This window comes from Allocatelliglobosispora scoriae (assembly GCF_014204945.1).
Lineage (GTDB): Bacteria > Actinomycetota > Actinomycetes > Mycobacteriales > Micromonosporaceae > Allocatelliglobosispora > Allocatelliglobosispora scoriae.
Map to the genome: position 1 here is coordinate 1,449,553 of NZ_JACHMN010000003.1, position 21,987 is coordinate 1,471,539.

The window sequence follows — 21,987 nt, forward strand, 5'->3', positions numbered from 1 at the left end:
CATGCTGCGCAAGCTGGCCGAGCTGGACGCAGAGCACGCCAAGGCGCTGGCCGGGGGCGGGCCGAAATACGTCACCCGGCACCACGACCGGGGCAAGCTGCTGCCGCGCGAGCGGATCGAGCTGCTGCTCGACGAGGACGTGCCGTTCCTGGAGCTGTCACCGCTGGCGGGTTACGGCACCGACCACCCCGTCGGCGGCAGCGTCGTCACCGGGATCGGCGTCGTCGCGGGTGTCGAGTGCCTGCTGATCGCGAACGACCCGACCGTGCGCGGCGGCGCCTCCAACCCGATCACCCTGCGCAAGACGCTGCGGGCGCTGGAGATCGCCCGGCAGAACCGGCTGCCCGTGATCAACCTCGTCGAATCGGGCGGCGCGGACCTGCAGAACCAGAAGGAGATCTTCATCCCCGGCGGGCAGGTCTTCCGCGACCTGACCCGGCTCTCGGCGGCGGGGATCCCGACGATCACGCTCGTCTTCGGCAACTCGACGGCGGGCGGCGCCTACATCCCCGGGATGAGCGACCACGTCGTGATGATCCGCGAGCAGTCGAAGGTCTTCCTCGCCGGTCCGCCGCTGGTCAAGATGGCGACGGGGGAGGAGTCCGACGACGAGTCGCTCGGTGGGGCGCGGATGCACGCGGAGGTGTCGGGGCTCGCCGACCACCTCGCCGCCGACGAGGTCGAGGCGATCGGGATCGGCCGGCGGATCGTCGCCAACCTGCGCTGGCGCAAGCTCGGGCCGCCGCCCGCCGTCGGCTACGCCGAGCCGCTGCTCGACGCGGACGGGCTGCTCGACATCGTCCCCGGCGACCTGCGGCAGCAGTTCGATCCGCGCGAGGTGATCGCCCGCGTCGTGGACGGATCGCGGTTCGACGAGTTCAAGCCCGGCTACGGCGGCAGCCTCGCCACCGGCTGGGCGAGCGTGCACGGCCACGGTGTCGGCATCCTCGCCAACGCGCGCGGGGTGCTCTTCAGCGCCGAGTCGCAGAAGGCGGCGCAGTTCATCCAGCTCGCCAACGCGTCGCGTACGCCGCTGCTCTTCCTGCACAACACCACCGGATACATGGTCGGCCGCGAATATGAGCAGGGCGGCATCATCAAGCACGGCGCCATGATGATCAATGCGGTCTCGAACAGCACCGTGCCGCACCTCTCCGTCCTCATCGGAGCGTCCTACGGCGCCGGGCACTACGGCATGTGCGGGCGGGCGTACGACCCGCGGTTCCTCTTCGCCTGGCCCAGCGCCAAGTCCGCCGTGATGGGCGGCGCGCAGCTCGCCGGGGTGCTCTCCATCGTCGCCCGGCAGGCCGCCGCCGCATCGGGGCGGCCCTATGACGAGGACGCCGACGCGGTGGTGCGGACCATGGTCGAGCAGCAGATCGAGGCCGAGTCGGCACCGATGTTCCTGTCCGGCCTGCTCTACGACGACGGGGTCATCGACCCCCGCGACACCCGGACGGTGCTGGGCCTGTGCCTGTCCGCGATCGGTTCGGCCGCCGACCCCGGCGCCGGTCCCTACGGCGTCTTCCGGATGTGAGAGACATGATCCAGCGGCTCCTCATCGCCAACCGGGGCGAGATCGCCCGGCGCATCGCGCGTACCTGCCGGGACGCGGGTATCACCACCGTGTCGGTCTACACCGCGGGCGACCCTCCGACCGACGGCCTCGGCGTCCTGATCACGTCCTATCTGGACTCCGCGTCGATCGTGGCGGCAGCGGTCGCCGGCGGCGCCGACGCCGTGCACCCCGGATACGGCTTCCTCTCCGAGAACACCGACTTCGCCCAGGCGGTGCTCGACGCCGGGCTCACCTGGGTCGGTCCGCCGCCGGCCGCGATCGCCGCGATGGGGTCCAAGATCGAGGCGAAGAAGCTGATGGCGGCGGCCGGGGTGCCGGTGCTGCCGGAACTCGACCCGGCCTCGGTCACGGCGGCCGACCTGCCGGTGCTGATCAAGGCGTCGGCGGGCGGCGGCGGGCGCGGCATGCGGGTCGTCCGGGACCTGGCCTCGCTGCCCGCGGAGCTCGACGCCGCACGGGCCGAGGCGCTGGCGGCCTTCGGCGACCCGGCCGTCTTCTGCGAGCCGTTCCTCGCCACCGGACGCCACATCGAGGTGCAGCTCCTCGCCGACGGCCACGGCACGGTCTGGACCCTCGGCGAGCGCGAGTGCTCCATCCAGCGCCGGCACCAGAAGATCATCGAGGAGACGCCGTCGCCGCTGGTCACGCCTGCGATGCGCGCTCGGCTGCTCGATGCCGCCGTCGCCGCCGCGACCGCCATCGGCTATGTCGGCGCCGGGACCGTCGAGTTCCTCGCCGCCGACGACGGGACCTTCCACTTCCTGGAGATGAACACCCGGCTGCAGGTCGAGCACCCGGTCACCGAGGCCGTGACCGGCCTGGACCTCGTCGCCTGGCAGCTGCGGATCGCCGAGGGTGCGGCGCTGCCCGCGTCGCCACCGCCGCCGGTCGGCCACGCGATCGAGGCCCGCATCTATGCCGAGGACCCGGCGGCGGGGTGGCTGCCGCAGAGCGGAACGCTGTCGTGCTTCGAGGTCCCCGGGGTCGCGGGCACGTTCGGACCGGTGCGGGGGCTGCGGCTCGACTCCGGTGTCCAGAGCGGATCCGTGGTCGGGGTGCGCTTCGACCCGATGCTCGCGAAGCTGATCGCCTGGGCACCGAGCCGCGACGAGGCGATCCGCGCGCTCGCGGGTGCGCTGGCGGGTGCGCGGATCCACGGGCTGACGACCAACCGCGATCTGCTGGTACGCGTCCTGCGCCACCCCGCCTTCGTCGCCGGTGCGACACCGACGTCGTTCCTCGACGACCACGGGCTGCCGGCGCTGGCGGCACCGCTCGCGGACACCCGGGCTCAGCAGCTCTCCGCCGTCGCCGCCGCGCTCGCCGTCGCCTGCGCTCACCGGCTCGCCGCGCCGGTGCTGTCCCGTCTTCCGCTCGGGTGGCGCAACCTGCGCAGCGCCCCGCACCGGCGTTCCTTCACCGCTCCCGACGGGCGTGTGGTGGCGGTCGCGTATCGCTTCGGCCGGGACGGGGTCGCGGTTGTGGAAGGGGTCGACGAGGAGGTCGGGGGCTCGATCGGCGTCGAATCCGTGAGCCCGTCACTGGTGGTGCTCCGGGTAGGCGGAGTCCAGATCCCCTTCCGGGTGGCGCTTCCCGGATCTTGTGCGTTCTCCGTCGCTGGAGCGACGGAGAACGCACGAGATCTACCCCGGATCGAGATCGACTCCCCGCTAGGGGGAGTCGCGCTGGTGCTGGTCGGCCGGTTCCCCGCTCCGACGCGGGAAGTCGCGGCGGGGTCACTGCTCGCCCCCATGCCCGGCACCGTCATCCGGGTGGCGGTCGCCGAGGGCGACAGCGTCACCGCCGGCCAGCCCCTCCTCTGGCTGGAGGCGATGAAGATGCAGCACCAGATATCAGCACCCGCCGACGGCGTGGTCACCCATCTCCCCGCACGCGAGGGCCTCCAGGTGAACCCGGGCACCCCGCTGGCGATCATCACCCCCCGGCCGGAAACAGCAGACAGGGAGCAACGATGGACAGCGAGCAACGAACCCAGCTGAGACAAGCCGCAGCCAAACTAGGCGCCAAGTACGGCCACCGCTACTACCTCGGCAAGGCCAGATCCAACGCCAAGACCACCGAGCTCTGGCAGGAGGCCGGAGCCCTCGGCTACCTCGGAGTCCACATCCCCGAGGAGTACGGCGGCGGTGGCGGCGGCATCGGCGACCTCGCCGCCGTCTGCGAGGAACTGGGCGCCGCGGGCTGCCCCCTGCTGATGATGGTCGTCTCCCCGGCGATCTGCGCCACGGTGATCAGCCGCTTCGGCACCGACGAGCAGAAGACCCGCTGGCTGCCCGGCCTCACCGACGGTTCCCGCATCTTCGCCTTCGCGATCACCGAGGCCGACGCGGGCTCCAACGCGCACCGGATCGCGACGACGGCGAGCCGCGACGGCGACGGGTGGGTGCTCAACGGCAGCAAGACCTACATCTCCGGCATCGACGAGGCCGAGGCGGTCCTCGTGGTGAGCCGGACGACCGACGAGAGCACGGGCCGGCTCAAGCCGGTGCTCTTCGTGGTGCCGACGGATGCGCCGGGCTTCACCGCCACCCCGATCGAGATGGAGCTGGTCGCGCCGGAGCGGCAGTTCACCCTGTTCCTCGACGACGTCCGGCTGTCCGCCGACGCGCTCGTCGGCACCGAGGACGCCGGGCTGATGCAGCTCTTCGCCGGGCTCAACCCGGAACGGATCATGGCGTCGGCGTTCGCGCTGGGGATCGGGCGCTACGCGCTGGACCGCGCCGTCGACTACGCCCGGACCCGGGAGGTCTGGGGCAAGCCGATCGGCACCCACCAGGCGATCTCGCACCCGCTCGCGGCGTCGCACATCGAGCTGGAGCTGGCGAAGCTGATGATGGGCAAGGCCGCCGACCTGTATGACGCCGGTGACGACCAGGGTGCCGGTGAGGCCGCCAACATGGCGAAATACGCCGCCGGCGAGGCGACGGTCCGCGCCGTGGACCAGGCGATCCAGACCCACGGCGGCAACGGCCTCGCCACCGAGTACGGCCTCGCGACCTTCCTCGTCGCCTCCCGCCTGGGCCGGATCGCCCCGGTCAGCCGTGAGATGATCCTGAACTTCGTGGCGCAGAACAGCCTGGGATTGCCGAGGTCCTACTGATGGTGACAGCCCGCTCCGCCGACACCCGTCGCGAGCCGCAGCAGGACCGCAGCCGGGCGACCCGGCAGCGCCTGCTCTCGGCGGCGGTGGCGTGCCTGGCGGAGCTGGGCTGGACCGGCACCACGGTCGCGGTCGTCGCCGAGCGGGCCGGGGTGTCGCGGGGGGCGGCGCAGCACCACTTCCCGACGAGGGAGGACCTGGTCACCGGCGCGATCGAGCACATGAGCGAGGTCCGGGCCGCCGAGATCGCCGGTGCTCAGCCCGCCCTGCCGACCGGCCCCCGCCGGACCGAGGCGGTCCTCAACGTGCTCGCCGACCTCTACGGCGGGCCGCTCTTCCGCGCCGCCCTGCAGCTCTGGATGGCCGCGGCGACGGACGAGGCGCTGCGGGCACAGGTCGCCCCGCTGGAGGCGAGGCTGGGCCGGGAGGCGCACGGGATGGCGGTCGAGCTGCTCGGTGCGGACGAGTCCCGGCCGGGCGTCCGGGAGATGGTCCAGGCCACCCTGGATCTCACCCGCGGCCTGGGCCTGGCGGCCCTCCTCCGCGACGACAGCGCCCGCCGCACCCGCGTCCTGGCCGAATGGGCCAGCACCCTGGACACGGTCCTGCCCCCACCCTCCTGAATTTTAATGCTGGACATGCCGTCAAACCTGCAACAAAGGTCAGGATCCTTTCGCCCCTGACCTTTGTTGTGCTTTTCGCGGCGTGTCCAGCATTAAAGTTCAGGGGGCGCACGGGGAGATGGAGCCGGTGTGGGGGGCGGATAGAGTCAACCCATGCCGATCGTGCTCGTCGAATCCACTCAGGACGCCCTCGCCCGCGTCCCGGAGCCGTCCGCGCTCCTGACCGAGCTGGAGCGCAAGCGGGCCGCCGGCTTCGTCTTCCCCGCCGACGCGGACACGTTCGTCGCCGCTCACCTGCTGGTTCGGGTCTGTGCGGGGCTCGCGCTCGGTGTCGATCCGGCGGAGCTGACGCTCGTGCAGACCTGCCCGACCTGCGACCTGCCGACCCACGGCCGCCCGTCGATCAAGGAGGCGCCGGAGCTCGCGGTGAGCCTGTCGCACAGCCGGGGCCACGTCGCGGCCTGCGCCGGGACCGGTCCGATCGGCATCGACATCGAGTCGACCGCCCGCGGCACCGACATGGCGCCGATCGACAAGGTCCTCACCCCGGGCGAGGCCGCGCTGGTCAAGGCCGCCGCCCAGCCCGGGCTCGCGTTCCTGGATTTTTGGGTACGCAAGGAGGCGCTGATCAAGGCGGGCCTGGCGACCCTGGACAGCCTGGAGACGGTGGACCTCTCCGCCGACCCGACCCGCTGGGGCGGCCTGCACATCGCCGGATGGCGTGATCGCAGCGGGGTCATGGCCGCCGTGGCGTCACCGGAGCCGTACGAGCCACTTTCATAATTGCGCCAGTAATGTCGCATATGCCCTGATAGCGTCGGCCGCATGGCGCTCTAGGAGGGGTGTGCGGCGATGTGGCATTGGTTTCAGACTTCCCTGCAGAACCACCCCGAACTCGCGATCTTCCTGACCTTGGCGCTGGGCTTCTTCATCGGCAAGCTCAGCTTCAAGAGCATCACCCTCGGTGCCGTCACCGGGACGCTGCTCGCCGGGGTACTCGTCGGGCAGCTCGACATCACGATCCCCGACCTGGTCAAGACCGTGGCGTTCATCGGCTTCCTCTTCGCGCTCGGCTATCGCGTCGGGCCGCAGTTCTTCGCCGCGATGAAGAAGGACGGCATCCCGCAGCTCGTCGTCGCGGTGCTCGGCTGCCTCGTCGGCCTCGGCGTCGCCTACGCCATGGCGAAGATCATGGGCTACGGCCCCGGCTGGGGCGCGGGGCTGCTCGCCGGCGGCCTGACGCAGTCGGCGGTGATCGGCGTCGCCACCGACGCGATCAACGCCTCGACCTCGATCCCCGACGACCAGAAGAAGACCTTCATCGATCAGATCCCCGTCGGGTACGCCGTCTGCTACCTCTTCGGCACCGCCGCGGCCGCCTACTTCCTCTCGCAGTGGGCGCCGAAGATGCTCGGCACGAAGGACCTCGCCGCGGAGTGCTCGGCGATGGAGAAAAAGCTCGGCACCTTCCACGACGCGGACAGCCAGCCGGCCTACCGGCAGGTTGTCCGGCGTACCTATCGGGTGGTGGAAGGGTCTGAGCTGGACGGCGTCACCGTGCGGGCCGAGGAGGAGCTCGCGGCGAGCCGAGGCCGGCGGATCTTCCTGCAGCGCTACCGGCGCGGCGACGAGCTCGCGTTCACGACACCGGACACCGTGCTGCGCGCGGGCGACGTGGTGACGGTGACCGCCAACCACAGCGACTTCATCGCCGGGGAGATGACCGCGGTCGGCTCCGAGGTCGACGACAGCGAGCTGCTCGGATACGACATCGAGTCGCTCGCGATCGTGCTGACCCGCAAGGAGCTCGACGGCAAGACCCTCGCCGAGCTGGCGCAGCACCCGGCCGCCCGCAACCTCTTCGTCAAGAAGATCGTCCGGGCCGGGATCGAGATCCCCTTCGGCATCACCACCGTGGTGCACCGGGGCGACGAGATCACCGTCGAGGGCCCCAAGGAGCTGGTCGAGAAGGCGATCCCCGAGATCGGCAAGCCCAACCGCAGCAGCGACGAGACCGACTACTCGTATGTCGGGCTCGGCATCTTCCTCGGCGGCCTGATCGGCATCCCGACGATCGCCATCGCGGGCGCGAAGATCGGCCTCACCACCAGCGGCGGCGCGCTCATCATGGGCCTGATCTTCGGGTGGCTGCGCTCGCGCAACCCCACCTTCGGCAAGTTCCCGCCCGCGGCCGAGTGGCTGATGGACACCGGCGGCCTGTGCATGTTCGTCGGCATCGTCGGCATCCAGTCCGGGCCCAACTTCATCTCCGGCGTCAAGTCCGAGGGGGTCGGCCTGCTGTTCGCCGGGCTCGTCGTGACGCTGCTGCCGATGCTCTTCACGCTCTTCTTCGGCAAGCTCGTCTACAAGTGGCCGTCCGCGACGAACATCGGCGCGACGGCGGGCACCTTCACCACCACCGCATCGATCGGCGCGGTCTGCGACGCGGCCCGCAGCAAGGTGCCGGTCCTCGGCTACACGGTGCCCTACGCCATCGGCAACACGCTGCTCACCATCTGGGGCACGGTCATCGTCGCCCTGCTCGCCTGAGATCTCACACCATCACACCACGGGGGAACCGAGTCATGACCACGCGCGCGGAACAGAAGCGGCTGCAGAGCCTGAGCCCGTTCGAGCTGAAGAACTCGCTGATCGAGCTCGCCGACGAGAACAATAAGCTCAACGCCATCGTCATGCTCAATGCCGGCCGCGGCAATCCCAACTGGACCGCGACCGAGCCGAGGGAGGCGTTCTTCCTGCTCGGGAGGTTCGGCGTCGCCGAGGCGCGCCTCGACTGGGACGAGTGGGACGGGGTCGGCGGCATGCCGCAGAAGCCCGGCATCGCCGCCCGGTTCGCCGACTTCCTCAAGGCCAACAAGGCCGAGGGCGGTGCCGACCTGCTGCGGCGATCGGTCGACTACGGCGTCAAGGAGCTCGGCTTCGACGCCGACGCGTGGGTCTGGGAGCTCACCGACGCGATCATCGGCGACCACTACCCGGAGCCGGACCGGATGCTGACCCACATCGAGAAGGTCGTGCACGAGTACCTCGTCAAGGAGATGTGCAACGGCAAGCAGCCCGACAAGCCTTTCGACATCTACGCCGTCGAGGGCGGCACGGCCGCGATGTGCTATCTCTTCGACTCGGCGGTGATCAACGGCATCCTCGACAAGGGCGACACGATCGCGCTGATGACGCCGATCTTCACGCCGTACCTGGAGATCCCGCACCTGGAGCGATACGAGTTCAACGTCATCGAGCTGAAGGCCGACCGCATCGACGACGAGGGCTTCCACACCTGGCAGTTCGCCGACGGGGAGATCGACAAGCTCGCCGACCCCAAGGTGAAGGCGGTCTTCCTCGTCAACCCGTCCAACCCGCCGTCGGTGGCGCTGTCGGCCGAGACCCGGCAGCGGATCAAGAAGATCACCGAGACGACGAACAAGGGCCTGACGATCATCACCGACGACGTCTACGGCACCTTCGTCGACGGCTTCGAGTCGCTGATGTCGACGGTGCCCCGGCACACGATCGGCGTCTACTCCTTCAGCAAGTATTTCGGCTGCACCGGCTGGCGCCTCGGCGTCATCGCCATCAACCAGGACAACATCTTCGAGGAGAAGCTGGCGAAGCTGCCGGCCAAGCGCAGGGCGCAGCTCCACGAGCGCTACAGCACGCTCACCCTGGAGCCCGAGAAGATCAAGTTCATCGACCGGATCGTCGCCGACTCCCGGCAGGTCGCGCTCAACCACACCGCCGGGCTCTCGCTGCCGCAGCAGGTGCAGATGGGGCTGTTCAGCCTCTTCGCGCTGCTCGACGGCGCCGACGACTACAAGCAGGTCTGCCAGACCATCATCCAGCGGCGGCTGCACGCCCTCGTCAAGGGGATGGGCGTCAAGCTGCCCAAGGACCGGCAGGCCGCGCACTACTACGTCGAGCTCGACCTGCTCAGCTACGTGCGGCGCGCGGTCGGGGACGAGTTCGCCGACTGGATGGTCGAGAACTTCGAGCCCGTCGACCCGATCTTCCGCCTCGCCGAGAAGGGCTCGGTCGTGCTGCTCAACGGCGGCGGCTTCGACGGTCCGGAGTGGAGCGTCCGGGTGAGCCTGGCGAACCTGCGCTACGAGGCGTACGAGAAGATCGGCACCGGCCTGCGCGAGGTCATGGAGGGCTACCGCGACGAGTTCGAGCAGTCCCGCTCGGGATCGGGCACCCGGCCCGCCGCCGCGTCGAAGAAGGCCTCTCCCGCCGCGTCGAAGAAGGCAGCGCCCGCGGCGAAGAAGACCGCCGCGGCGAAGCCGTCGAGCAGCAGCGACTCGAAGAAGTCGACGTCGGCCAAGACCACCGCCGCGAAGAAGGCCCCGGCGGCGAAGTCGACCTCGACCAGGGCGGGCGCGCGTGCCTCCTCCCGTGACGGGGAGAAGCGATGAAGGATTGGTTGACCGATCTCTTCAACTCGGTCGAAGGGCTGGTGCTCTTCGTCTGCCTGGCGCTCGGCTTCGCCCTCGGGAAGATCAAGTTCTGGAAGATCTCCCTCGGCGGCGTCGCCGGGACGCTGATCGTCGCGATCTTCGTCGGCATGATGGGGGTCACCCTCAACAGCCAGGTCAAGAACATCGCGTTCGCCCTGTTCATCTTCACGCTGGGCTACATGTCGGGGCCGTCGTTCTTCGCCAGCCTCAACAAGCACAGCCTGAAATACGGCATCTTCACCATCGTCGAGGTCGTCACGATCCTCGTCGTGGTCGGGCTCGCCACCGCGATCCTCAACCTCGACCAGGGCACCGCGGCGGGGCTGCTCGCCGGTGGCGCCACGGAATCGGCGGTGGTCGGCACGGCGACGGATGCGATCGCCAAACTCGACCTGCCCGCCGATCAGATCAAGACGCTGCAGGGCAACGTGGGCACGGCCTACTCCATCTCGTACATCATGGGTCTGATCACGATCGTGCTCTTCACCAGCCAGTTCGCGCCCGCGATCATGCGGGTCAACCTCCGCGAGGAGGCCGCGAAGCTCTGGGAGAAGCTCGGCGGCGGCAGCGACGCCGAGGGCGGCGCGACCTCCGCGCTGCCCGACCTCGTCGGCCGCGCGCACGAGGTCACCTTCGCCACGGGCAAGACCGTCGGTCAGGTCGAGGCCGCGCTGGGTGAGAGCATCGCCATCGAGCGGGTACGCCGAGCCGGGGCCAACCTCGATGTCACCTCCGGGACCCGGCTGGCCGCCGGAGACGTGGTGCTCCTGCACGGCCGCCGCGAGCAGCTCATCGACGGATACAGCGTCATCGGCCCCGAGCGGGCCGGGATCGAGGGGATGAACGTCGACCTCGATGTCCAGGAGGTCGTGCTCACCGCGCCCGGATACGGCGGCAAGACGCTCGGCGACATCCGGGCCTCCATCCCGCAGGAGGAGCGCCACGGCGTCTTCCTCTCCGGGATCAGCCGGATGGACCACAACCTGCCGGTGCAGAACGGCACCCAGATCAACCAGGGCGACACGCTGCGCTTCACCGGCGCCAAGCGGGACCTCGCCAGCTTCGTACCGCGCGTCGGCTTCGTCATCGACCCGAGCGTGAAGATGGACGTCATCTTCATCGCCATCGGCGTCATCCTCGGCATGCTCATCGGCAAGATCGAGATCCCGCTGGGGAGCATCCCGCTCTCGCTCGGCACCGGTGGCGGCTGTCTGCTCTCCGGCCTGCTCTTCGGCTGGCTGCGGGCGCGCAACCCGAAGCACGGGCAGTACCACCCGGCGGCGGCGCAGGTCGTCAAGGACCTGGGGCTGGCGACGTTCATCTGCGCGGTGGGCCTGTCGTCCGGGCCGCAGGCCGTCGACCTCATCAAGCAGTACGGCTTCTCGCTGCCGATCGCGGGCATCCTGGTGACGCTGATCCCGGCGTCGATCTCGCTCTTCGTGGGCTGGAAGCTGATGAAGCTGCCGGCGCCGTTGACGCTGGGTGCCGTGGCCGGTCAGCAGTGCTCCACGCCGGCGGCGACGGCTGTGCAGCAGGCCGCGGGGAACACGACTCCGCTGATGAGCTACACGATCGTGTACGCGCTGTCCAATGTGGTCCTTCCACTGCTCGGACCCATCGTGGTCGCCCTGACCGGAGCCATCTCGTAGGTCGGAGGCCGCCTCCCCGTTTTGCAGCAAAGCGTGCCCTGCTGTCGCCAGCAGGGCACGCTTTGCTGCAAAACGGGGAGAGGCCAAGATCGCCGCAACTCTTCAAGAGTTGGTCCTAAGTTCCGCTCCGCGTTGGTCGAAGCGAGCGAGTGTCGGTCGCCGTGATCACACCTTCTTCGGGGAAGAAGGGCTGATCACGGCCCATGATCACACCACTTTCCCTGAAGAAGGTGTGATCTTCCGCCGCGCCGCGCCGCGCTGGGTTACGGGGTGGCGGTGAGGAGGGCGGCTATGAAGAGCCAGGCCACGTGCCAGGACTGGTCCTGGGCGTAGGCGCCGGTGCCCAGGCTGGGGTTGTCGTCGTGGCCGGGGCGGGGCTGGCCGAGACTGTGGAAGGTGGCGTGTCCGGTCCAGCGGGCCAGGATGCGCAGGGGCTCGCGGCGGTCGGCGATGTAGTGGGTGATCGCGGAGACCGCCAGGCCGAGCCCGACCCGCCACGGGGTCAGTGGCAGGTCCAGCGCGAGCCACACTGCGGTGAGCGCCGCGAGCAGGGTGGCGGTGTAGGTCGCGACGTGGGCCAGGCACGCGCGGCGCCCCGCCCAGCCGGGCAGGCCCTTGCGGGCGGCCTGCCGTTCGGTCTGGATCCAGTGGTCACCGACGGTGTGCGCGGCGTAGAACGCCACGAAGACGCAGGCGAAGGTTGCGGCCGTGTCTGGCATGTATCGAGCGTGCCCCGAAACGGCCCGGTGCTCTGCGTATAAATGTGTATAGCTGCTAACCCGTCCGGCGAGCGAGGTAGAGGACCGTCTCGACGGCGAGGGTGATCGGGGCGGCGAGCCGGTCCTCGATGGCGGCGAAGAGCTTGTCGCGCACCGGTTCGGCGATCATCCGGAAGGTCGAGTGGGTGCCGAGATAGGCGACGTAGTCGCTGGCGGAGATGGTGCGGTCCCACAGGTAGAGGTGGGTGGCGAGCTCGGTGAAGTCGGGCTGGCGGACGATGTCCGTGCCCGGCCAGAGGGTCGCGAGGTCCTGGTCGCCGGCGGGCTCGTCGTCGAACTCGAAGAGGAGCTGCGGGGCGATCTCGGCGACCACCTCGCGGACGGCGGCCCGCTGGGCGTCGTCGGCGATGCGGTCGTAGTTCCAGAACAGGGCGAGGGTGCCACCGGGGGCGAGCGCGGCGGAGGCCGACTGCCAGCGGGTGGCGGGCTCGGTCCAGTGCCAGGCCTGCGCGCAGTAGAGCAGGCCGAAGCGCTGCGCGGAGACGAACCGCTCGAAGGAGATGGGCTCGATCGAGACGTCGGGGAGCCGCTGCGAGAGCAGTGCGGCCATGGCCGGGTCGGGTTCGATCGCGGTGACGGTCACACCGTGCTGGGTGAAGGCCGAGGTCGCCTTGCCGGTGCCCGCGCCGATCTCCAGGGCGCCGAGGTCGATGTCGAGGCCGTGCGCACCCGTATAGGTGAGGACGTCCTTCACCAGGTCGGCCGGGTAACCCGGCCGGATGCGGTCGAATTCGTCGGCGACCTCGCCGAAAACCAGGCCCTGCGTCCGCTCGCTAGTCACAAGCGGGGACCCTACCGCTTCGGCGCGGAACGCGCATATCACGGTAGGGCCCCGGAATCGCCGCTTAGACCGGGGCACGCCAGATCGCCGAGAACCCGGCGGCCTCTCCCGCGAGCCAGCGGTCCACGTCACTCGCGCTGCTGCCCACGGGCTGCATGCGGTGCGTCACTCCCCGTCGCACGTCGACCAGGACCGGCTCGGCGTGCGGGAGGATGTGTGCCATGTGCGCCTGCAGCAGGTGCAGCGTCGCGGTGACGATCTCCTTGGTGGGAGGCTGCTCGTCGAAGTAAAGGCGGACGGCTTCGGAGTGACCGTCCTCGAAGCGCAGGCCGAAGTGGGCGGTCACCTTGACCGGCAGGTCGCCCACGATCGCGAGCGCCTCGTGGGTCGGCATGAGCCACACGTCGGCGGGGTCGCCGAGGGACTTGACATAGCGCGCGGCGCCCTCGGTGAGAGCCGCGTAGAGGCGCTGCCAATGTGGACGCACGGTGTGTGCGACCTCACCGAGGTGCGTGCCGCCCGTGCGGAACTGAATGTCGGATTTGAGGGCCTTGATGAGCTGGCCGTGCGGGTTGAATCCGCCGCCCGACTCGCGCTGGCGCCGCAGACCGCAGACGAACGACGCCTTCGCGGGTCCGGTGCGGTCGACGAAGCGGGTGAAGGCGAGCAGAGTTGCGTACGGAAGGGTCACTGCGGCTCCTCAGAGAAGGGGTGTCACTGCAGGTCAGCGGCCTTTGTTCGTACACACATTCTAACCGAAAATCTGTTCTAAAACCATGGCTACGCCGTCCGAATCGTTGCTCGCGGTGTGCCGATCAGCGGCCGCCAGCACCTCCGGATGGGCGTTCGCGACGGCCACCCCGGTGCCTGCCCAGCGCAGCATCGCCAGGTCGTTGGGCATGTCGCCGAAGGCGATCACCTCCTGACTGTCGACACCCCACTCGGCGCAGAGGGCGGCGAGCGTGCTCGCCTTCGTCACGCCCGCCGCGGTCACCTCGAAGGTGCCGGTGCCGCCGGAGTAGGCGCACTCCACGGCGGGCAGCGCGGCGGTGAGGGCGGCGTGCAGCGAGTCCGTCATCGGCGCCGGTGACCAGGCGTGCAGCTTCACGCTCGCCTCGGCGACCCGCCACAGCTCGTCCAGGGAGGCGACGTGAACGCGGCCCATGGAGCGGCTGGAGACATAGCCGTAGCGCGGCTCGCAGAGCAGGCGGCTCCCGGTCTCCAGGGAGAATCCCGCGTCGGGCAGCAGCTCGAGGATCACCTCGGCACAGCGCATCGCCGTGGCGATCGGCAGCCCGCCGACGATGCGCACCCCGCGAGCATCCAGTCCGTCCGAATCCAGGCCGCCCGAATCCAAGCCGCCGGAATCCGAGTCGCCCGGATGCGCGGCGCCCCGTTCGAAGACGACCGCGCCGTTGCAGCAGACCGCGATCCCGGTGATCCCGGTCTCCGCGGCGAGCACGTCGACGAAGCGCGGCGGCCGGGCTGTCGAGATGACGACACGGGCACCGGCGTCGGCCGCCAGGCGCAGCGCCGCCACGGTACGCGTCGAGACGGTGGTGTCGGAGCGGAGCAGCGTGCCGTCGAGGTCGACGGCGACGACCCGGATCACAGGTCGTCGAAGGCGTCGGCGTAGGCGAAGGTGCCGCGTAGTCGCGGATCGTGGGCGGCGAGTGCGCGTACCTGGAAATGGGGTGTCCACTCGGCGACCGGCGGCGTGATGCCGAAGTCCGCGGCGAGGCGGAAGCCGAAGCGCGTGTAGTAGTCGCGGCTGCCCAGCAGCGCGACGAGCGGCTCGTCGAGGGCGTCGGCCGCGCCGAGCACCGCGTGCACCAGGGCCGAGCCCACGCCGCGACCCTGGTGGTCGGGGCGGACCGAGACGGGGCCGAGGCCGAGGACCGGTACGCCGTCGACCGTGGCCCGGGTGGCCAGCACGTGCCCCACCACCGAGCCGTCGGCGGCGGAGACCGCGACGAGGGAGAGCGCGGGCAGCCACGCGGTGTCGTCGGCCCGCAGCGCGTCGACGAGCGCGGCCTCGTCGACGCGCTGGAAGGCGGCTGCGGTGACGGTTCGGATGGCGTCGATGTCTGCGGGAGTTTCGCGTCTGATCAGCACAGGTCCACCCTGGCGGCTCGCCCGCACGCGGGCAAGCCGGTTAGTCGTCGAAGCGGGCCGTGGTGAGCGCCCAGATCACGTAGACGTCGAGCGCGATGATGAGCAGCGCCCACCAGGGGTAGTAGGGCAGCCAGAAGAAGTTGGCGATCGCCGAGGCGACGGCGACCGCGACGCCCGCGCCCCGGGCCCAGGTGGCGCCGGAGAAGAGGAACCAGCCGATCGCGACCATCAGGAGGCCGAGGATGAAGTGGATCCAGCCCCAGACCGAGGTGTCGATGGTGAAGGCGTAGTTCCTGGTGGTGATGAAGAACTCGCTCTTGATGATCCCGGCCAGGCCCTGCACGACCTGGAAGACGCCGAGCATCAGGAACATGGTCGCCGCGAAGACCAGTCCACCCCTGGCCAGTGCCTGACGGTTCGAAGTAGTCATACTTCGAAGGCTATGTCCACTATGCGTGCTTGCGCAGGAGTTCGTTGATCTCCCCGTACGCCAGCGCTCCGGCCAGCGACGAGTACGTGCCGGTCGTGAAGAACTCCTCGGCCGCGCGCCTCGCCACGGCGTACGCCGCCGCCGCGATCGAGGAGCCGAGGCTGACCCGGGCGACGCCGAGCGCGCCGAGGGCGCCCAGGTCGGGGGAGCCCGGCCCGGCGAGGATGTTGAGCGGTGCGGCGATGCCGTCCACCAGCGCGGCGACGGTCGTCGGATCGACCACGCCGGGCACGAAGATGCCGTCGGCGCCCGCCGCGAGGTAGGTCTCGGCCCGCGACAGCGTCTCGTCGAGCCGCCCGGCCGGGTCGCTGAGCCGCAGGAACGTGTCGATCCGCGCGTTGATGTAGAGCTCGACGCCCGTCTCGTCGGCCGCGCCCCGGGCCGCCGCGAGCCGCTCGGCCTGCTCCTGCGCGGGCCGCAGCGGCGACGGTCCGCCGCGCAGCGAGTCCTCCAGGTTGACGCCGACCGCACCGGCATCGAGGACGCCCGCGATCGTCGTCGCGACCGCCTCCGGGCTCGCGCCGAAGCCGCTCTCGATATCGGCCGTGACCGGCACTCCGACGGCCGTGACGATCCGCGCGATCAGGTCCAGCGCGCGGTCGCGGTCGAGCTCGTCGCCGTCGGGCGAGCCGAGGCTCCACGCCACTCCGGCGCTGGTGGTGGCGATCGCGGTGGCACCGATCGATTCGATCACCCGCGCGCTCGCGACATCCCACGCGTTGGCGAGGCGGAGCGGGTTGACTGCGGTGTGCAACGAGCGGAAGAGCTGCGCGCGGTCGTTGATCGGCATGCGCCCAGTCCATCAGCCGCCGCGGGCCCGCGCCAGGGAAATCGAGTGAGGTGCGTGCCACGATCGGCATAGGCTCGCCGGATGACACTTAAATATGATCTTGAAGGCTCCGGGCCGGTCGTGCTGCTGCTCCACTCGTCGGTCTGCGACCGCCGCATGTGGCAGCCGCAGACAACCCCGCTGCTCGCCGCCGGCTTCCGGGTGCTCCGGCCGGATTTCCGGGGGTACGGGGACACGCCCGCCCCCACCGCCGCCTACTCCGACGCCGACGACGTCCGTGCCCTCCTCGACGAGCTGGACCTCGCCACGGTGCACCTGGTCGGCGCCTCCTTCGGCGGCCGGGTCGCCCAGGAGGTGGCGGCCCGCTGGCCGCACCGGATCGCCTCGCTCGCCCTGGTCTGCGCGGGCGCCCAGGGCCACCCGAAGACCGCCGACGTGGCCGCCTTCGGCGCGCGCGAGAACGAGCTGATCGAGGCCCGGGACCTCGACGCCGCGGTCGCCCTCAACGTGGCGACCTGGGTCGGTCCGGCTGCGACGGCGCCGACCCGCGAATTCGTCGGGGTGATGCAGCGCCGCGCCTTCGACCTGCAGATCGACGCCCCGGAGGTCGATTCGCCCGACGCCGACCACGACCTCGCCGCCATCACCGCACCGACGCTGGTCGTCTCCGGCGCGCACGACCTGGACTACTTCACCGAGATCGCGGCACATCTCGCGAAGGAGATCCCCGGCGCTCGCCACACCGTCCTGGACTGGGCGGGCCACCTGCCGAGCCTGGAGCACCCGGCCCGCTTCAACCCGCTCCTCCTGGAGTTCCTCTCGTCGCAGCCGCGCTGACCGCTCCGGCACGCCGTGCGCTGCTGCGCGCTGCCGCGCGCCCAAGACCGCCGCAACTCTTGAAGAGTCGGTCCTAAGGGGTCGGTCCTACCGGGCGGCGCGGGCTTTCGCGTCGGGCCACGGCACGAGCTGGTCGTAGTCCTCGCCCTCCTCGGCCGCCACCCACCAGCCGGAGTCCTCGACGTAGTGCGCCCACCACGCGTCGAGGCTCGGCGAGTCGATCCACCACGCCTGGTCCGGGTCGCCCGGGTTGGGCTCGAAGAGCAGCACCGTGCCCGCCTCGGCGCGGCAGTCGACGGCGGCGTACATGCCGCAGCCCCAGGTGAGGATCGGCAGCACGCCCTCCGGCCACGCCCATTCGGTCCCGGCGAACTCGGTCCGGCTGGTCAGGTAGGCGGAGACCGCCGACTCCGTCGTGCCGTCTCCGAGCAGCGGCAGCAGCAGCTCGCCGGGGCCGAACCCGCCGTCGCCGACCCGGCGGTAGACGGCCGCGAGCAGCGGGTGAAGCGCGAAGCCGATGGCCGCCTCGGCCTCGGCGATCGCGGCCTCGGTCGGGGGCGCCGGCAGCTCCTCCTCGTCATCGAGGGCGCGTCCGGTGATGCGGGCCAGCAGGGTGGCGAAGTGGTCCATGAGCGCCGATCCTGCCGGAACCTCCGTGCCGGTCCCTTGCCACCCCCTTGCCGCCACCTTGATTCATTGAAAGTTATTTCTTAGGAAACTAAACAGATAGCTGCTTCTCGCCTTACCCCCATGCGGAAGGAGCTCCATCCCGTGAAACTCACGGCTATGCCAACCGCGCTCGTGGCACTCGTCACGGCCGCCGGACTGGCTTTGATCATCATGCCGGGCACATCCGAGGCCCGGACCGCCACGCCGCCCACCGGCGGCCCCACCAGCGCGCAGCGGGCGGCGATCGCCGCCGACCGTGCCGCGAGCAGCGGCCTCGACGCCCTCGCCAAGGGGCCGCAGGAGTCCTACCTGCGCCGCTCCGTCGTCGGCGGCAGCGAGGGCTTCCAGTACGTCTCCTACGAGCGCACCTACCGCGGCCTGCCGGTGGTCGGCGGCGACGCGGTCGTCGTCACCGACGCGGCCGGCAACGTCCGCAGCACCACCTCCGCGCTGCGGCACCGGCTCGCGCTGCCCGGCGTGACGCCGAAGGTCGCCAAGGCAGCCGCCGTCACGACCGCCCGCGCGCAGCTCGCCCGCGTCGACGCGGCCGGGCAGCCGACGCTCGTCGTGCTCGCCGACGGCAACGCCGCCACCACGAAGCTCGCCTGGGAGGTGCTCGTCGAGGGCGCCACCGCGACCGGGCCGAGCCGCCGGCACGTCTACGTGGACGCGCTGACCGGCAAGGTCGCGCAGTCGAGGGAGTATGTCCGCGAGGGCAGCGGCAACGGCTACTACAACGGCTCGGTCACCATCGGCACCAGCGGCTCCGGCTCGTCCTGGTCGATGACGGACACGACGCGCAGCGGCATCCGCTGCGGCGGCCAGACCGGCACCGCCTACACCGGCACCGACGACGCGTGGGGCAACGGCTCGGGGACCAACCTCGAGACCGCCTGCGTCGACGCGCTCTACGCCGTGCAGAAGGAGTGGGACATGCTCGGCGCCTGGCTCGGGCGCAGCGGCATCAACGGCTCCGGCGGCGGCTTCCCGGCCCGGGTCGGCCTCAACGAGGTCAACGCCTACTGGAACGGCAGCTACACCAACTTCGGCCACAACCAGGCCAACACCGGCCAGGCCACCCCGATCGACGTGGTGGCGCACGAGTTCGGCCACGCCATCTTCCAGACCACGCCGGGCGGCGCGGGCACCGGCAACGAGAACGGCGGCCTCAACGAGTCGACCGGAGACATCTTCGGCGCGCTGACCGAGGCGTACGCCGACAACCCCAACGACCCGGCCGACTTCACCGTCGGCGAGGAGGTCAACCTGGTGGGCAGCGGACCGATCCGCTACATGTACAACCCGGCCACCAACGGCGACCCGAGCTGCTACTCCTCGGCGATCCCGAGCACCGAGGTGCACGCCGCCGCCGGGCCCAACAACCACTGGTTCTATCTCACCGCGATCGGTTCCGCCGGTGGCGGCGGCAACCCAAGCAGCCCGACCTGCAACAGCTCCACGGTCGCGGGCATCGGCATCCAGAAGGCCGGCAAGATCTACATGGCCGCGCTGAACATGAAGACGTCGGCGTGGCGATACGTCAACGTGCGTACCGCGACGCTCCAGGCCGCCGTCAACCTCTACGGTGCCAACTCGGCCGAGTGCAACACCGTCAAGGCCGCCTGGAACGCCGTCAGCGTCCCCGCGCAGGCCGGTGAGGCCCAGTGCTCCACCGCGCCCGGCAACGACTTCTCCATCGCCGTCAGCCCGGTTGCCGGCAGTGTCACGCGCGGCTCCTCGGTGACGACGACCGTCTCGACGGCGACCACCACCGGCAGTGCGCAGACGGTCAACCTCTCGGCGAGCGGCCTGCCGACGGGCGTCACCGCGAGCTTCAGCCCCGCGTCGGTCACCTCCGGCGGCTCCAGCACGCTCACGCTCACCGCGTCGGCGAGCGCCGCGCTCGGGGCGAAAGCCATCACCATCACGGGTACGGGCACCAGCGGAACCCACACCGCCGGCTACACGGTGACGGTGAACTCGGTGCCGACGGGCGACGACTTCTCGGTGTCGCTCTCGCCGTCCTCGGCGACCGTCGCGCCGGGTGCCTCCACCTCGTCGACCATCGCCACGGCCACCACCTCGGGCAGCGCCCAGACGGTCGGGTTGTCGGTCACCGGCTCCCCCACCGGTGTCACGGCGAGCGTCAGCCCGGCATCGGTGACCTCCGGCGGCAGCGCGACCCTGTCGATCGCGGTCTCGGCGACCGCGGCGGCCGGGACCTACACGCTCACGGTGACCGGCACGGGTTCGGCGACCCACAGCGCGACCTTCACGCTGACGGTCTCGGGCGGCGGTGGCGGCGGCTGCGGCGGTCTGCCTGAGTGGAGCGCCACCACCGGGTACGCACCGGGCGACCAGGTCTCCTACAGCGGTCGCAAGTGGAACTCGACGTGGTGGTCGACGGGCGCGGTGCCGGGGGCGCCGGGCTCGTGGGCGGTCTGGTCGGATGGGGGCGCGTGCTGACGCGCTGAGCAGCACGGCATCCGGTTAGCTCCGCCACGGCGGTGGACCCTGACGAACTCCCCGGTAGTCAGGGTCCGCCGCTCGCCCGTCTCACCAGAGCCAGCGCTGCCCGGCCGTGACACGGCGCCACCACGGTGCCAGGCCGTAGCGCAGCCCGGCCCCGGTCGCCGCGATGGCGATGATGACGAGGGCATAGATGATGTGGTCGTCGAGGAACGGGTTGCTCGAGATCGGCAGCGCGGTCATCCACATCAGGACGAGCAGGACCGTGCCGGCGATCGCGGCGACCATCATGCCGATCCCGAGGATCAGGGCCAGGCCGAGGCCGAGCAGGCCCAGCATGAAGATCCAGTCGGCCCAGGCCTTGCCGGCGATGCCGGAGAAGGTGTCGGCGAAGGTGCCCTTGAGGTTGGACAGGTAGCCGGCGGTCGGCGATCCGCCGTTGAGCCAGCTCTTCTCGGACGGCGTCGACTTGCCGAGGCCGAAGAGCTTGTCCAGGAACGCCCAGAGGAAGATGAAGCCGATCGCGACGCGGGTGACGGCGAACATGACGTCGCCGAAGCTGCCCCGCATGAGTCCGTAGCCGTCCCGGCCCGGCTGTACGCGTGCAGTGGTCATGAGCGGATCGTAGGAGCGTCCAGCGGCTGATCGGCTGGATGTCATATTTTAGCTGCTCAGCGGCACTGCGGGACTAAAATGCGCGGGGCGAGACGGGTGTCTCGCCCCGCGCGTCGAAGGTGGTCTACTTCTTGGCCTTCGCTGCCGTCTTCTTCGCCGCCGGAGCGGCCTTGGTCGCAGCGGCTTTCGCCGGAGCAGCCTTGGCCGGTGCGGCCTTCGCAGCGGTGGCTGCCGTCGTCTTCTTCGCCGCCGGTGCGGCCTTCGTCGGCGCAGCCTTGGCCGGAGCCGCCTTCGCGGCGGCGGCCTTCGTCGCCTTCGCCGCCGGTGCTGCCTTGACGGCGGCCTTCGTCGCGGTCTTCTTGGCGGGCGCGGCCGTCGCGGGTGCGGTCTTCGCGGCGGGCGCTGCCTTGGCGGCGGTCTTCGTGGCGGCTGCCTTGGCGGGAGCTGCCTTTGCCGGTGCGGCCTTGGTGGGGGCGGCGGCCTTGGTGGGTGCCGCCTTCGCCGCGGACTTCGCCGGTGCCGCCTTGGTGGGGGCGGCTTTCGCCGGGGCGGCCTTGGTGGGGGCGGCCTTGGCGGCTGCCTTGACGGGTGCAGCCTTGGCAGGGGCGGCCTTCGCGGCTGCCTTGACGGGTGCCGCCTTGGCGGGGGCGGCCTTCGCCGTCACGGTCTTGGCGGCCTTGGCCGCCGGTTTAGCCGCCACCGGCTCGACGACGGCCACGGGTTCGACGACCGCGGCGGCCTTCTTGGAATCGGCCTTCTTCGTGTCGGCCTTCGCCGCGCCCTTCTTGCCGGTCGCCTTGGCCACCGTCTCCTTTACCTTCTCCTTGACGGTTTTTGCCTTGCTGGCAACCTTCTCCGATGCGGCCATGATGTGCTCCTTTTGCATTCAGCGATCCTCGTCGAGTTGCTACCCGACGCGTTCCACCTGGAAACATTAGCTCTGCCAGTCCATGTGGCCACTCAGTCGAATGATCGAAACTATTAACCGCCATTCGGCG

Annotated in this window: 20 protein-coding genes; 10 read left to right on the forward strand and 10 right to left on the reverse strand. The window is 70.4% G+C overall.

Annotation, left to right across the window (positions count from 1 at the left end; translation table 11 throughout):
• The first annotated feature begins 1 nt into the window (after position 1).
• The 8 genes from F4553_RS33020 to aspT (F4553_RS33055) all read left to right on the forward strand — a co-directional run bounded on the left by F4553_RS33020 (position 2) and on the right by aspT (F4553_RS33055) (position 11,444).
• Positions 2-1,537, forward strand: a complete 1,536-nt coding sequence (locus F4553_RS33020) for an acyl-CoA carboxylase subunit beta (RefSeq protein ID WP_184847217.1) — start codon at positions 2-4, stop codon at positions 1,535-1,537.
• Positions 1,538-1,542: 5 nt separating this feature from the next.
• A complete protein-coding gene (locus F4553_RS33025) occupies positions 1,543-3,579 on the forward strand; it encodes an ATP-binding protein (protein ID WP_184844162.1) in 2,037 nt (678 codons plus the stop codon).
• A complete protein-coding gene (locus F4553_RS33030; protein WP_184844164.1) occupies positions 3,552-4,700 on the forward strand; it encodes an acyl-CoA dehydrogenase family protein in 1,149 nt (382 codons plus the stop codon). The genes F4553_RS33025 and F4553_RS33030 overlap by 28 nt, the downstream gene beginning before the upstream one ends.
• A complete protein-coding gene (locus F4553_RS33035) occupies positions 4,700-5,323 on the forward strand; it encodes a TetR/AcrR family transcriptional regulator (protein ID WP_184844166.1) in 624 nt (207 codons plus the stop codon). The genes F4553_RS33030 and F4553_RS33035 overlap by 1 nt, the downstream gene beginning before the upstream one ends.
• A gap of 153 nt (positions 5,324-5,476) precedes the next feature.
• Positions 5,477-6,106, forward strand: coding sequence for a 4'-phosphopantetheinyl transferase family protein (locus F4553_RS33040; protein ID WP_184844168.1), 630 nt, complete (start codon positions 5,477-5,479; stop codon positions 6,104-6,106).
• Positions 6,107-6,175: 69 nt separating this feature from the next.
• Positions 6,176-7,873: an aspartate-alanine antiporter gene (gene aspT / locus F4553_RS33045; protein ID WP_184844170.1), complete on the forward strand. Its 1,698-nt coding sequence runs from the start codon at positions 6,176-6,178 to the stop codon at positions 7,871-7,873.
• 35 nt (positions 7,874-7,908) lie between these two features.
• Complete coding sequence (locus F4553_RS33050) at positions 7,909-9,753, forward strand: bifunctional aspartate transaminase/aspartate 4-decarboxylase (RefSeq protein WP_184844173.1); 1,845 nt, start codon at positions 7,909-7,911, stop codon at positions 9,751-9,753.
• Entirely contained in the window at positions 9,750-11,444 is a 1,695-nt protein-coding gene (gene aspT, locus F4553_RS33055; RefSeq protein ID WP_184844176.1) for an aspartate-alanine antiporter, read from the forward strand. Before F4553_RS33050 ends, aspT (F4553_RS33055) begins: the two co-directional genes overlap by 4 nt.
• 263 nt (positions 11,445-11,707) lie before the next feature.
• Here the strand turns inward: aspT (F4553_RS33055) and F4553_RS33060 are convergent, their stop codons facing one another.
• The 7 genes from F4553_RS33060 to F4553_RS33090 all read right to left on the reverse strand — a co-directional run bounded on the left by F4553_RS33060 (position 11,708) and on the right by F4553_RS33090 (position 16,399).
• Complete coding sequence (locus F4553_RS33060; RefSeq protein WP_184844179.1) at positions 11,708-12,163, reverse strand: DUF3307 domain-containing protein; 456 nt, start codon at positions 12,161-12,163, stop codon at positions 11,708-11,710.
• A gap of 55 nt (positions 12,164-12,218) precedes the next feature.
• Positions 12,219-13,004, reverse strand: a complete 786-nt coding sequence (locus F4553_RS33065; RefSeq protein WP_184844182.1) for a class I SAM-dependent methyltransferase — start codon at positions 13,002-13,004, stop codon at positions 12,219-12,221.
• Between the two features lie 64 nt (positions 13,005-13,068).
• Complete coding sequence (locus tag F4553_RS33070) at positions 13,069-13,695, reverse strand: hypothetical protein (RefSeq protein WP_184844185.1); 627 nt, start codon at positions 13,693-13,695, stop codon at positions 13,069-13,071.
• Positions 13,696-13,755: 60 nt separating this feature from the next.
• Positions 13,756-14,616 (reverse strand): HAD family hydrolase, encoded by an 861-nt coding sequence (locus tag F4553_RS42630; RefSeq protein ID WP_184844188.1) that lies wholly within the window; start codon positions 14,614-14,616, stop codon positions 13,756-13,758.
• On the reverse strand, positions 14,613-15,119 hold the full coding sequence (locus F4553_RS33080) for a GNAT family N-acetyltransferase (protein ID WP_184844191.1): 507 nt from the start codon (positions 15,117-15,119) through the stop codon (positions 14,613-14,615). Before F4553_RS33080 ends, F4553_RS42630 begins: the two co-directional genes overlap by 4 nt.
• 40 nt (positions 15,120-15,159) lie before the next feature.
• Positions 15,160-15,549 carry a DUF7144 family membrane protein gene (locus F4553_RS33085; RefSeq protein WP_184844194.1) on the reverse strand — a complete coding sequence of 130 codons (390 nt, stop codon included), beginning with the start codon at positions 15,547-15,549 and terminating at the stop codon, positions 15,160-15,162.
• Positions 15,550-15,568: 19 nt separating this feature from the next.
• Positions 15,569-16,399 carry an isocitrate lyase/PEP mutase family protein gene (locus F4553_RS33090; RefSeq protein WP_184844197.1) on the reverse strand — a complete coding sequence of 277 codons (831 nt, stop codon included), beginning with the start codon at positions 16,397-16,399 and terminating at the stop codon, positions 15,569-15,571.
• Between the two features lie 81 nt (positions 16,400-16,480).
• Between F4553_RS33090 and F4553_RS33095 the strand changes: the two genes are divergently transcribed.
• Entirely contained in the window at positions 16,481-17,236 is a 756-nt protein-coding gene (locus F4553_RS33095; RefSeq protein ID WP_184844200.1) for an alpha/beta fold hydrolase, read from the forward strand.
• 87 nt (positions 17,237-17,323) lie between these two features.
• Here F4553_RS33095 and F4553_RS33100 read toward each other — a convergent pair whose 3' ends face one another.
• On the reverse strand, positions 17,324-17,866 hold the full coding sequence (locus tag F4553_RS33100; RefSeq protein WP_184844203.1) for an SMI1/KNR4 family protein: 543 nt from the start codon (positions 17,864-17,866) through the stop codon (positions 17,324-17,326).
• A gap of 156 nt (positions 17,867-18,022) precedes the next feature.
• On the opposite strand from F4553_RS33100, the gene F4553_RS33105 reads away from it, so the two are divergent.
• Positions 18,023-20,371 (forward strand): M4 family metallopeptidase, encoded by a 2,349-nt coding sequence (locus F4553_RS33105; RefSeq protein WP_246467547.1) that lies wholly within the window; start codon positions 18,023-18,025, stop codon positions 20,369-20,371.
• Between the two features lie 90 nt (positions 20,372-20,461).
• Here F4553_RS33105 and F4553_RS33110 read toward each other — a convergent pair whose 3' ends face one another.
• On the reverse strand, positions 20,462-20,989 hold the full coding sequence (locus F4553_RS33110) for a DoxX family membrane protein (protein ID WP_184844206.1): 528 nt from the start codon (positions 20,987-20,989) through the stop codon (positions 20,462-20,464).
• Positions 20,990-21,113: 124 nt separating this feature from the next.
• On the reverse strand, positions 21,114-21,857 hold the full coding sequence (locus tag F4553_RS33115; protein ID WP_184844209.1) for a hypothetical protein: 744 nt from the start codon (positions 21,855-21,857) through the stop codon (positions 21,114-21,116).
• Positions 21,858-21,987: the final 130 nt, after the last annotated feature.